Source organism: Sphingobacterium tenebrionis (genome assembly GCF_037126265.1).
In the GTDB taxonomy this organism is placed as follows: Bacteria; Bacteroidota; Bacteroidia; order Sphingobacteriales; family Sphingobacteriaceae; genus Sphingobacterium; species Sphingobacterium tenebrionis.
Genome location: NZ_JAYLLN010000012.1, coordinates 25,944 through 38,592, shown reverse-complemented (window position 1 = coordinate 38,592; position 12,649 = coordinate 25,944). Strand labels below are relative to the sequence as shown.

Annotated in this window: 9 protein-coding genes; 2 read left to right on the top strand and 7 right to left on the bottom strand. The window is 45.3% G+C overall.

Annotated features, from left to right (window positions below):
- Window positions 1-25 precede the first annotated feature (25 nt).
- Window positions 26-1,201, bottom strand: a complete 1,176-nt coding sequence (locus VJ786_RS06800) for a glycosyltransferase family 4 protein (protein WP_336557470.1) — start codon at window positions 1,199-1,201, stop codon at window positions 26-28.
- 207 nt (window positions 1,202-1,408) lie between these two features.
- Between VJ786_RS06800 and VJ786_RS06795 the strand changes: the two genes are divergently transcribed.
- Window positions 1,409-2,383 (top strand): endonuclease/exonuclease/phosphatase family protein, encoded by a 975-nt coding sequence (locus VJ786_RS06795; RefSeq protein WP_336557469.1) that lies wholly within the window; start codon window positions 1,409-1,411, stop codon window positions 2,381-2,383.
- A 23-nt stretch (window positions 2,384-2,406) separates the two neighbouring features.
- Here VJ786_RS06795 and VJ786_RS06790 read toward each other — a convergent pair whose 3' ends face one another.
- The 5 genes from VJ786_RS06790 to VJ786_RS06770 form a co-directional block, all read right to left on the bottom strand.
- Window positions 2,407-5,334 (bottom strand): DNA polymerase III subunit alpha, encoded by a 2,928-nt coding sequence (locus tag VJ786_RS06790; protein WP_336557468.1) that lies wholly within the window; start codon window positions 5,332-5,334, stop codon window positions 2,407-2,409.
- Between the two features lie 110 nt (window positions 5,335-5,444).
- Window positions 5,445-6,383 (bottom strand): endonuclease/exonuclease/phosphatase family protein, encoded by a 939-nt coding sequence (locus tag VJ786_RS06785; RefSeq protein ID WP_099366182.1) that lies wholly within the window; start codon window positions 6,381-6,383, stop codon window positions 5,445-5,447.
- Between the two features lie 96 nt (window positions 6,384-6,479).
- Window positions 6,480-7,781: an AI-2E family transporter gene (locus VJ786_RS06780; protein WP_336557467.1), complete on the bottom strand. Its 1,302-nt coding sequence runs from the start codon at window positions 7,779-7,781 to the stop codon at window positions 6,480-6,482.
- Between the two features lie 7 nt (window positions 7,782-7,788).
- Complete coding sequence (locus tag VJ786_RS06775) at window positions 7,789-8,988, bottom strand: MFS transporter (protein WP_245153200.1); 1,200 nt, start codon at window positions 8,986-8,988, stop codon at window positions 7,789-7,791.
- 1 nt (window position 8,989) lies between these two features.
- Window positions 8,990-9,739 carry a TrmH family RNA methyltransferase gene (locus tag VJ786_RS06770; RefSeq protein ID WP_134777361.1) on the bottom strand — a complete coding sequence of 250 codons (750 nt, stop codon included), beginning with the start codon at window positions 9,737-9,739 and terminating at the stop codon, window positions 8,990-8,992.
- A gap of 7 nt (window positions 9,740-9,746) precedes the next feature.
- Here VJ786_RS06770 and tamL point away from each other — a divergent pair, with 7 nt between their 5' ends.
- Window positions 9,747-12,095: a translocation and assembly module lipoprotein TamL gene (gene tamL / locus VJ786_RS06765; protein WP_336557466.1), complete on the top strand. Its 2,349-nt coding sequence runs from the start codon at window positions 9,747-9,749 to the stop codon at window positions 12,093-12,095.
- Window positions 12,096-12,121: 26 nt separating this feature from the next.
- Here the strand turns inward: tamL and VJ786_RS06760 are convergent, their stop codons facing one another.
- Complete coding sequence (locus VJ786_RS06760; protein ID WP_257213715.1) at window positions 12,122-12,622, bottom strand: hypothetical protein; 501 nt, start codon at window positions 12,620-12,622, stop codon at window positions 12,122-12,124.
- Window positions 12,623-12,649: the final 27 nt, after the last annotated feature.

Sequence of the window (12,649 nt, the reverse complement as noted above, 5' to 3'; positions counted from 1 at the left end):
GCTATTCCAAAGATCCAATGCCCAATTATTGTCCGGCCAAGGCAAAAGCCCGTTGCGGTTCACGCGCCAGTTCCTGTACATCATCAAAATAGGTATCGGTCAATTTTGCCCAATCCAGTTGTTTGATGTACTGCAGTCCGGCATGGCGTAAATCTTCCTTGAGCTTCTCATTCTGAAGGATCTTATGAAGGAAAAAAAGATATTCTTTCGGGTTGTTCGGCGAGCATTTATAGCCTGTTTGGCCATGTTCCACCAAACTGGCACTGCCACCCGCATTCGCAATGACACTCGGTAAACCCGATGCCATCGCCTCGATCACCACGTTTCCGTAGGTTTCCGAAAGGGAAGTGAACACGAAGGCATCCGCCGAAGCGTATAGCCTGGAAAGCTCCAGATGATTCAATTTTCCCAAGAAGACCGCCTTGGGCATCAATTGCATGGCCTCCTCCTTGGCGGTTCCATCCCCCGCAATGATCAGGTTGTAAGGCATGCCTTCCTGTTCCAATTGCTGATAGATACCGATCAGGGTCTGTATATTCTTCTCCCAGACCAGTCGGCTCGCAAACAGGATATTGGGCTTGTCGTTTTTGCTGATCGCTCGGATGTAGGCCTCACAACGTTTGTTCGGGTTGAACAGCTTCACATCGATCCCACGTTGCCATAGGGTCAATCGTTCGCCCTGTATCCCGATCTCCTCCAACTCTCGGATAATGCTATGCGCCGGAACATACACCTTTTCGCAGTTGTTGTAAAAACTGCGCATCCGCCTGCGGATCCAGTTTTCCACCGGTCGGATCAAGCTGCTGAAGTTGCGGAAATAATAGGCGATATAGGAAATGAAATGCGTATGGTAGATACTGATGACCGGAATGCCCTTTCTCTTAGCGTATCCCAACGCATAGAAACCCAATAACGATGGCGTGGCGATGTGGATGACATCCGGTTGGAAGGCATCCAAGGTTTCCTCCAAACGCCATTTGGCCAATTGCGGCACCGCAAAGGAATAATCATCGTTCATGGGGATCCGAAAGGTAGGAACCTGGTAGCTTTGACCGCCTTCAATCTCACTCGGCCCACGGCCATATACAAATAAATAGGAAAAGGAATTCGGGTCTATCCGATTGATAATCTGATACATTGTTCTGGATGCCCCGTCAAAATCCTCGAACAGGATCTCCGAAAAAAATGCAACTTTCTTCATGTAGAAATAAAATTGTCTGTATTAATAAAAATACTGCCGGAGTTTATAGTTAATGATAACTGATTATTAATTAATTATGAACAATAAGGCTTATAATTCCCGATTTTAATATGGAGTAAATAGTTTGAAAACAAACATTTAATAATCTCTAAAAACTGGGGTTATATTGCTGAATTAGTTTTGTTTCAGATCAAGGAATTTGCCGCTATGCTCATTCAGCTTACCTATCCTAAAAGACGAAAATCAAAACATCTCGGTTTGATCAGTCTTCTTTCTCTACTGCTTATCACAGGTTTTCAATTAAGTTTCAAACGAGGAAATACAGCCAAGGAGGTGTCCAAGACCGTTTTTCCAGTGATGGGAGAGGCCAGCTCGGGCGAGCTTTCGTTGTTGACCTATAATGTGGCGGGATTGCCGCAGATCATTTCCAGTGCGGAAACGGACCGTGCAGTCAGCATCCAAGAGATCGGTCGGCAGATGAATAAATTCGATCTGGTGAATGCCCAAGAAGATTTCAATTATAATCGACAGCTCTATGCGAAGAACACGCATCCCTACCGTACGGAAAACATGGGTGGGGTTCCTTTCGGAGATGGCTTGAGTACGCTGTCCAAGTATCCTATCTTGAAGACCGAACGCATTGCCTGGGAGGATTGCAGTGGTTCGGATTGCTTAACCCCAAAGGGCTTCAGCTATCATCGGGTACAATTGGCCAAAGAAGTGTTTATTGATGTCTATAACGTCCATGCTACGGCGCAGGATAACCCTTCGGCAGTCCTGGCAAGAAGAAAGAACCTCCTGCAATTGGCGGAATACATCAAGGAGAAATCTGCTGGAGAAGCGATCCTGATCATGGGGGATTTCAATGCGCATTACGCCTTTTCAGAAGATAATTTACACGATTTCCAGAAAGAAACTGCGGTTCAGGACAGTTGGGTTATGGTTCAGAACAAAGGAATACACCCGGCCTTGCTACCTGATTTTAAGGCGATCCATGCACTTCAGGTTACCGAAGAATGTGAAAGTATTGATAAGATCTATTTTAGGGATAGTGAGAAGTTGCGCTTTAGCCCGAGTTCCTACAAGATCGAACATGAGTTGTTCAGCAATGAGGAAGGAAAACCGCTTTCCGATCATTGTGCCATATCCTTGAAAATGGCCTGGGTCCTAAATGAACAATAGCCCAATTCTACTTTATTATAAGATTAACCCAGTTTATAGCCTAATTTCCGCATACCCAGGATTTCCAGGCTATACACTTCGAATTCTTCCATCACGCGGCCGTGCAATTCATAGAATCCACCTCCCAGAAAAGGGTATTGCTTGAGCACGGGCGGGAAGTGAACCGTATCCAACCAATTCCCATCCACATCCAGGAAAGTGCCGAAGCACATCCTTTCCCCTTTGATGGTCCGGGTTTCTTTGATGGTCACTAACCTGCCGATCACCTTGATCTGTTGGCCCAGGTAATCCTGCAGCCGTTCCGCACATACCGTTCCTTGTAGATGCATCGGGTCAAGAAGTTCGAAGAAATCCCCCACTACAAAACCCAAGAGATCCAGTTCGTCCTTGAGGTCTTCCATGCGGTCTTCATCAAATTTGGGCAGGGTAAATTGCAATTCCTCGCTTTCGAAGAGGTTGACCAGCACTTCCTTTTCCACCCTTTTGCTCCGAAAATTGGCCTCCCAGAGCAAGGTCTTCTTGTCCAGACCGGTAAACCGTAGTGCGCCGATCCGGATCAGGATGTTCAATTGCTCCGGAGCAGGTTGTAGGCGCTGTAGGATATCATGCAGGTCTAGGTAGGGGCCATTGGCGATCCTTTCTTCGACGATGCGATGACCCAGCTCCTGTTCCAGCCCCTGTAGGTGGATGAAACCCACATACACCTGCTGTCCACGGATATTGGTGAGGTAATCACTTTGGTTCAGGCAGGGGAGTTCGATGATCCCGCCATTTCTTCGGAGTTCATGGAAATAGAATTCGGTACGGTAGAACCCTCCAAAGTTATTGATCACCGCCACATAGAATTCGCAGGGATAATACGTCTTGAGGAAAAGACTCTGATAGCTTTCCACGGCAAAGGATGCCGAGTGGCCTTTGGCAAAGGAGTAGCCACCAAAACTTTCCATCTGTCGCCATATTTCCGCACTGACGGCCTCATCGTGCCCCTGCGCTTTACAGTTCACAAAGAACTTCTCGCGCATCAGCTCAAACTTGTTCTCCGAGCGATATTTTCCGCTCATCGCGCGACGAAGGATATCCGCTTCTTCCAGGGAAATCCCTCCAAAATGATGGGCCACCTTGATCACATCCTCTTGGTACACCATCACACCGAAAGTTTCCTCCAACAGTTCCTTCATTTTAGGATGGAGATACTCCACCTTGTCGCGATCGTGGTATCGTTCAATATACTGCTTCATCATCCCCGATTGGGCAACCCCCGGGCGGATGATGGAGCTTGCCGCCACCAAGGTGATGTAATCGGAACATTTTAGCTTGCCCAACAATTGGCGCATCGCCGGACTCTCGATATAGAAACAACCAATGGTATCCGCGTTCCGGATCATGTGGGCCAATTTAGGATCCTTAAAAAAACGGTCTACATCATGGATGTCGATATGCTTGCCTCTGTTCTGCTGCACCAGTTCCAGGGCATCCTTGATATGCCCCAGGCCACGTTGGCTCAAGATATCAAACTTGAAAAGCCCGATGCGGTCCGCTTCGAACATATCCATGTGCAAGGTCTTAAAACCCTTGGGCGGAAGCTCCAGCACCCCGTAATTGGCAAGGGGCTCCTCACTGATGAGCACGCCCGCCGCATGCACACTCACATTGCTGGGGAAATTGACCAATAGCGCACCGTATTTCTGGATCCAACGCTGTATCTTATCCTCTGGGCTCCATTCTCTTTTGTGCACCAGCTCATCGATCTCTTCCTTCGGCAAACCAAATACCTTTCCCAATTCCCGAACGATCGCCCTACGCTGAAAAGTGGTATACATCCCTAATAGGGATACATGCTGTTTTCCATAGCGTAAAAAGAGGTATTCAAAAATAGAATCCCGGTCTTTCCAACTAAAATCGATATCAAAATCCGGTGGGGAGGTACGGCTGGGGTTCAGAAAACGTTCGAAATATAGGTTCAACTGTATAGGATCCACATCGGTGATGCGTAGGCAATAGGCGACCACCGAATTGGCACCACTACCACGCCCCACATGGTAGAATTTCTGCTCGTTGGCATAACGGAGCATATCCCAAACAATCAGGAAATAAGAGCAGAAATTGGATTTGTAGATGATGCTGAGCTCTTTTTCCACCCGCGCCATGGCCTGCCGGTTCTTGATCCCATAACGGGTCTTGCAACCCTCTACCGCCAATTTCCGCAACAGTTCCTGATCTCCTTCCTCCGAGGCCGTGAAATACTTCTTGTTCTTATCCACATGGAATTCCATGCTGATGTTGCAGCTCTTGATCACCTGCATGGTCTTACTGATCACACTTGGAAAGCGGGCAAAGGCAGCGACCAGCACCTCTTCCACCACGAGGGTTTCATTCGGGCCGGCATAATCCGCTGGAGTCAATTTGGAGAGTAGGGTGTTCTTGGCGATGGCCCTTAAGATCCGATGCACATTGTAATGGGCTTTGTCCTGATAGGTGACCGGATGAAGGACTACCCAGCAATCTGCGGCTAGGGCTTCCTGCCAATTCAGTTTATGGAGATCTTCCATACCCAGGCCGATCAGCTCCTGTGGGCGGAGCTCCCCAATCTCCGGGTGCTGCTCCAGGGGATAGATCACCCATACGTTTTCCAGATCAAAAGTCGGTCGATCGGGAAAATCCAGTTTTTTCACTTTATGATGGGAAAGAAAATGATGGATCTGCGTAAGCCCCTGGTTGTTCTTCGCCAATAGGATATAACAAAGCTGATTATCATTTCTGACCTCTGTACCGACGATGGGCTTAATGCCCTTTTCTTGGCATTTTAGGACAAAATCCCAGCAATCGGCAGTAGAATTGATATTGGTAAGTGCCATGGCAGTGATGCCCATACCTGAAGCTTGCTCCAGTAGATCTTTGGGCGAAAATGTTCCATAATGGAAACTGAACCAGGTCTTACAATTCAAATACATGTTACAAGATTACGAAATATAGCTTTATTTTGCTAAAAATATTAGTAAAATAAAGTATAAAAAATTGATAGATAACCTTATAAATAAATTGGAATTATTCAGACTAACTATTAAGCAGGAAGTTCTTTCCACTCCCAATCGAAGGACATGGAGACCGCCAAATGGTCGGATAGGGCTGCCCCAGCCTGATTGGTAAAATGGGAAATCTCCACCTCATAGGTCTTAGGGATCAAAGTCAGGTTATCCCCATTTCTAAAAAAGATCTTGTCCAGACTTTCGGTGTCATTTGTCAGGGAGAGCATGTGCTGGGCAATGAATTTCGGGATGATCTCCGGAAATGTACCGTTGCGGAGATGGGTCACCCATCCATCCGACAACCCGGTATTCACTAAAAACTCATGGAGATTATCGCGTTTATAAGCATAATGGGCGTTGAAATCCCCCATTACGATCAAGGGTTTTCCAACAGAATGTTCTTGGATATAGGCCGCTAATTGACGGATGTTTTCTCTTCTTGCTTTTGCCGCACGCGCTACATCACTGGAATTGGCATGCACATTATAAACATCGATAAACACATGCTGATCCAATTGGATTTTGGCAAAAGTGAATCCCTTCACGGTCCAACAATCCGGACCACTACAATGCCGCCAAGGAATACGACGGTATTCTACAATCGGATATTTGGATAGGGTATTCAAGCCATCACCCAAAGGGATTTTTCCTTTATGCACAGTGCGGTAGGGATGTTTGTTCAGAGAATAGAAGGCCGAATTGTAATTGAAGTCTTCCTGTACATTCACGATGTCAAATTCCTCCACCTTTTCACCAATCTCCGTGATACTTACTCTTCTAGGGGTTTTTGCGGCTGAGATGCCTTGGGGTAATCCGGCAATATTATAGGTCAGCACCTTAATATTGCCTTTTGAAAGTTGGCCGTCTTTGTCTTCATCTGGCGTTAATTCTACCAGGGTTAATTTTCGTCTTAGTTTTTTGAAAATCAATAAGACTACAATAATCAGAACAACCAGTATATATACTATAATCATCAACAAACTATTATGGGAATAAAGATAACCTGATTGGATTACCTAAATCTTTATTTTATGTTAAGTTATCCTTATTCCTTTGATGACGTTAAAATCTTATTCCTGATTAGGCTTATCCTTATTAGGTTTTTCCTTTTTCTCTTCGTTGATATTCTTCAGGTCTTCATAAGGGTTTTCCTCCGCCTCATGGACCTCTTTGTAAACAACTTCTTCCTTCGTTTGATTGCCTTGCTCATCGGTAGTTACCTTCACATCCATTTCAATTTTCTTTTTGTTCTTAGGCGTTCTGACAATTCCCCATTTCATCAACAACTCCTGGGTGGAGTTCTTTTTGAGGTGAAGTTTTTCAGGTTCACCGATCAAGAAACCAATCGCCTGCATACCAGGAGAGGCATCGAAAATAACCTTCAAGGTAGCAATCAACGGTAGGGCAAGGATCAATCCGGCCAATCCGAATAGCATACCACCCAATAAAATACCTATAATGGCCATCAACGGATTGATGCTTACTTTACTGCCCACTATATTAGGGGTGATGATGTTTCCTTCCAAAAATTGCACCACCTGGAACCAAGCGACCACACCTAATGCATACCAAGCACTATCCTTGGTAGCCAAGGCAAATAAGGCGGGCAGGATGGACCCAATAGCAATGCCAATATAAGGCAATAGCATTAACAAGGATGCCAAGGAACCAAAGAACCAAGCATAGTCAATGCCCATGGCCATCAAACCTACGGTATTCAGCACCGCTACGATCCCCATTACGGTGATCAGACCGACCAGGTAACTCTGTACAACCTCATATATTTTGTTCAATACCTCATTCACCTTGTGTTGAGGTGTAGATTTGAAGGCCTTGAAGAAAAATTCCCGAAAGAAATCACGGTAGTACAATAAGAAGAAACTGAATAACGGAACCAAGATGGCACTACCCAGTAGGTTACCGATGGAGCCAAAAGTGGAGGTTAATGTCCCGGCCATATTCTCCATGGATTTATTTCCCTGCTCGCGGAGTTTTTCCATCACCTCTGTCTTCTCAACACCAAACTGACTACTGATCCATTCCTGGCCGCGCTCCAGAACAGATAGCACTTTGTCCGTTATCGCCGAAGCATCTTTTCCGATGATGATACTTTCATGCACGATAAACCAAAAAAGCCCAGAAATGACCGCGATAGCGACCAGAACTGCTAGAATGGACGAAAATGCTTTCCCTAGATGCAGGCGGTCGAAGAACCTTGCCAAGGGATAGAGAGAAATGGAAATAAGGATGGAGAATAATAGTGGTAATAAAACACTTTGCGTAAAATACATCAAAGCTATGATTAATACCATCGCCAATAAGCTTGCAGAAAGCTCCATGGCATAGGGTCTTTTGGTCTGATTTTTTTCCATATGGTCTTTATAACGTGTTAGGCAGTTTTTTGTTTTTCCTTTCCCAATATAGAACATATAAAAATGCAAAGAAAATAACGATGGCATTTCCATACATGATTCCTGGGATTCGCGATATCTGATCGTGATAAATATATCCTGCAAATACTGCGCCACCACCTATACCGGCCTCCAAGGCAATATACATGGTTGCCATGGCCTTACCGCGGTATTGCGGAAGGGAAAGATCGATGGTCCAGGCATTCACGGCAGGCGAAAATATCCCCGTACCTATCCCATAGATACAGGCACCAATGATCAGGTGCAGAATACTGTCGCTAAAACCGATGTATAGGACGGAGATTGTAACAATCAATAAACCTACTTTCATCACGGAAATCCGACCATAACGGTCTGCCACTTTACCGGATACCATCCGTATGGCGACGGACGCAACGGTATAGGCCGTGAAGAAGAGCCCTTTGTTCTGAATCCCCAAATGTTCACTCCAATCGGGAATAAGGGTCAGGATAACGCCATAAGCGGTATAAGAGAACAGAGTCACTATCCCCGCCGGGATGACCCGAAGTTCGATGATGTCCCTCCGCGAGATCTTCAGCATTCGCCGATGGAATTTTTGCTTATCCTTTAAGGTCTCCTTCATGTTCATGACGATAATGATGGACAGGAAGGCGAAAGCAGAAGAGCTGTAGAACATGGTGTTCAGGTCGGCAACCATGGCAATATAACTTCCAATGGCAGGTCCAACCGCGCCCCCAATACTAAAGCATAGCCCATGCATGCCCAATGCTTCGCCCCAACGTGTGGAAGGAATAATATCAGCTATATAGGCAGAAGTTGCCGTGGGTTTGAAACCGGTGGAGAATCCATGCACCAATCGGAGAAGAAAGAATCCGGCCACACTGGTCAGGATAGGGTAGAGGAATCCACAGAGCACACATACGATGGAACCGATCGCCATTACCGGAACACGACCCCATTTATCGGTCAAACGACCACTGAAAGGTCTGGAAATTCCGGCTGTCAAAGTGAATAATCCAATGATCAGGCCTTTATGTTCCGCTCCGCCCAAGGAACTTAAATAGTTGGGCAGTTCGGGGATGATCATGTTGAAGCTTGCTGAAAAAAGCAAGGAACTCAGGCAAAGTAACCCAAATTGTAAGGTATATAAGGGCCTTTGATCTTCCTCCGCAGCATTCTCCATCATATTATCTTAGTTTTTGTCTCGTTAATTCTGAACAGAATATGGTAGTCGCCACAGCAACATTCAATGATTCGGCAGCACCGACCCGTGGAATGGTCACCTTTTTCTGGATTTTCGGGATCAGATTCTTCCGAATGCCATTCCCTTCATTGCCCATGATGATCAAGCCTTGCTTACCAAAATCAGTATCATAGATGGAATCGCCATCCAATAAGGCACCGAATGTGGGCAACTGGTTTTCTTCCAAAAAGGATTCGATATCCAGGTAATGGATCTTGATCCTGGAAAGGGAACCCATGGTTGCCTGTACTACCTTGGGATTGTAGGCATCCACCGTTCCTTGGGAGCAGATCAGGTGCTCGATGCCGAACCATTCTGCGGTGCGGATGATCGTGCCTAAGTTGCCTGGATCTTGCACATCATCCAAGATCAAGCTGTGTTTGTTCGCAAGGATAGCAGGGTCTAGATCGTCCTCAGCAGGGATTTCCACCGTTGCCAATGCCCCTTGTGGATTCTTCAGGCTACTGATTTTTCCAAATTCCGCTACAGTGACTTCTTCCAGTTTTATATTTTGAGGGATTTTCCCCAATTTTGCAGCGGCATCTGCCGTCGCCCATATTTTTTGTATTTTGTAGGATGAGCCAACAAATTCCATTACGGACTTAATTCCTTCCACTACAAATAATTGATGCTGGGTACGAAATTTTTTATGCTGCAATGACGTAATTAAACTGATTTGTGCTTTTGACAACATGGGACGAATGACTAAAAAAAGAAGTTTGTTTATTTTTGCAAGTATAACGTTTTTGTTGCTATTTTTTGCAGCATGCCGTTCAGCGAAGTACTTGGAAGAAGACCAAGCCTTGGTGACGGATGTAGATATCAACGGTGTCAATCAACAATTGAAGGAGAGTGCCGGTCAATACGTGGCCAATGATATCCGTCCCAATTCCCCCTTATATTTAACCATTTACAATATTTTCAATACCCGTGATGGAGCCTATAAAACAGATGGGATCAAAAACGTAGGTGAAGCCCCACGGATTTTGGATTCTGCCCTGGTGGAACTTTCCGCCAACCAGATCCAACGTTTCCTGCAGACCAAGGGCTATTTCAATGCCCAGGTGAAACCCCAGGTTTTGATCAAAAACAAAAAAGCGAGAATTGAATTCAATACGGAACCTGGCCAAGGTTACCTGGTCAATGCTATCAACCAGGAAGTGCAGGATCCAGAAGTGGATCGGATCTATCAAGAGGAGGTCGTTCCGGGCAGCCTCGTGAAAGTTGGCAAGCAATATGATGCTGCCGATCTTTATCTGGAAAGGGAAAAATTATATACCAGTATGCGTGAGCGAGGGTACTATGATTACCTACGGCAGTATATGCGTGTTGCGGTGGATACCATAGGTCTTCAACATAAAACCGATCTTTCCATACAAGTTTCCAATCCCAGTGATTCGTCAGCGCATCAGATCTATCACATCGATTCGGTGTATTTCCGGGTGGAAGCAGCCGATCCATCCCTGCGGAAAAATGAAGAAGCTTACCTGGATACCCTTCGTAAGATCGTTTATCTGGATGAGACCGGTAAGTTTCGCTTATCGCCTTTATCCCGCTATGCGTTCTTACGGAGAGGACAGAAATACAATAGCGAAAACGAGGAACTGTCCTACGATAGGCTCTATGAGATGAATGGTTTCCGGTCGGTAAAGATCAACTACCAAAAAAAGGATTCCGCGTTGTTGGATGTTTATTATAACCTCATTCCGCGTGCGGCCATGAGCAACCAAATGGAAGGAGAATTTACTTTCAGTTCGGGGATGAGCGGGTTCAACGTGGGAAATACCTTTGCCCATCGAAATGTGTTCGGTGGTTCGGAAACCATCGAGGTGCGCATGCGCTACGGGGTACTTTTTGATTCCAGACTACCGGGAAGTTTGTCGGACAAGATCTTCAACAATGATTTCCAGATCGGGGTCAACCTATCCTTTCCACGCATATTGGCGCCTTTCCGCGTTCGAAGTGTTGGACGTTTTGGGCTTCCAAGAACCACGATATCCTCCAGTCTGCAGTTGTTTTTCCAAGATCAGACCTATGCCAACCGCTATTTTATCAACAGCTTGAACTACCAATGGTACGAAGCGACCAACAAGATGCATAGTTTCACGCCTGTAGTGATCGAATACCGTGATGGCCGATTGAACGAATCCTTTATGAATAACCTGATCGAACAGGGTTACGAGCTGTATGTGCGTAGTAACAATCGTCGATATTTTGGATTGGGTTCACAATATGCCTATACCTATAATGCGCCAAAACTGACTTCCAAAGAAAGCTTCAGCTATTTCCGTGGTGCCGCGGATATCAGTGGTAACCTTTTGGGGCTATTGTCCAATACCCTCAACCTGCGTACCAATGATAAGGGAGAGAAGTTATTGTTCGGCGTTCCTTATCTGCAATATGTGAAGGGCGAAGTCGATTACCGTTGGTATAAATTCCTGGGCGGTAATAAACAATTTGTATTTCGCTTTAATTCGGGGGTGATTGTGCCTTATGGTAACAATTCTACCTTGATCATCTTTGAAAAGAGTTTCTTTTCAGGCGGTATGAACGGTATCCGTGCTTGGCAGGCCAGAACATTGGGACCAGGGGGTTATAACCGTTCTACCAAACCGGAGAATATCCGATTGAACCTCCGCAACCTGGATCAGCTGGGGGAGGTAAAGATCGAAACCAATGCGGAATACCGCTTCCGGATGTTGAATAACTTCTTCGGCGCCAAACTTAATGGAGCTACTTTTATCGATGCCGGAAATATTTGGCGATTGCGTAAGGACGATTTCAATATCGATGGGGAATTTGTCGGAAGTAAGTTCCTATCCCAAATTGCCATAGGTACCGGTTTTGGATTGCGTGTGGATATGGATTATTTTACCATCCGCTTAGATGCGGGTTTGAAGGTCAAAGATCCGCAGTTCCGTGGTAAAGAACAATGGGTCATCAGGCATCTGTTTGATTCCAAGGATTTCAAATACCAATATGCACTGAGCAACCGCCCAGACCGCTATAATTTTATCCAATATAATTTTGGTGTTGGAATGCCATTTTAAAAGATGGTAAGCCTTGCGAAGATCGTTTAGATCAGATCTTTCAACCCAAGTATAGTACTCTCGATCAGCTGTTTCACGTCTAATCCTTTGCTATAATTCAAATAGAAGTACACTAAGGCAATGATCAAAAGGGTGATCAGGAATCGCTTTAATTTATACGCGATGAATAAGACCAGCAATGGAACGACGATCAGCAGAAAACCAGAGATCTTGTAAGGGCTTATCCCTTTTTCGGTTACCCGAAGAAAAAATAATTTCCCGATTTCCTTATCGCCCGATTTATGCTTGAAAAAAACAAATGTGGAGGATTCGATCGGGTTGCTTGTAACAGCTACTCCATCTGTAAAACGCAGATCTTGCTGGAAACCATTGATCGTGAACTTGTAATCACCGTTCACCTGATTATTGGTTTTTTCAAGTGAATCCGTGGCAATAATAGCGAGTTTTCCATTCTGAGAAAGATTTTCTTTCACCATGAAATCATTAATACTTGCTTGTTGAGCCGTACCAGTGAACGGAAAAATCATAGCCATTGCTAGTATCAAGCAGATTAT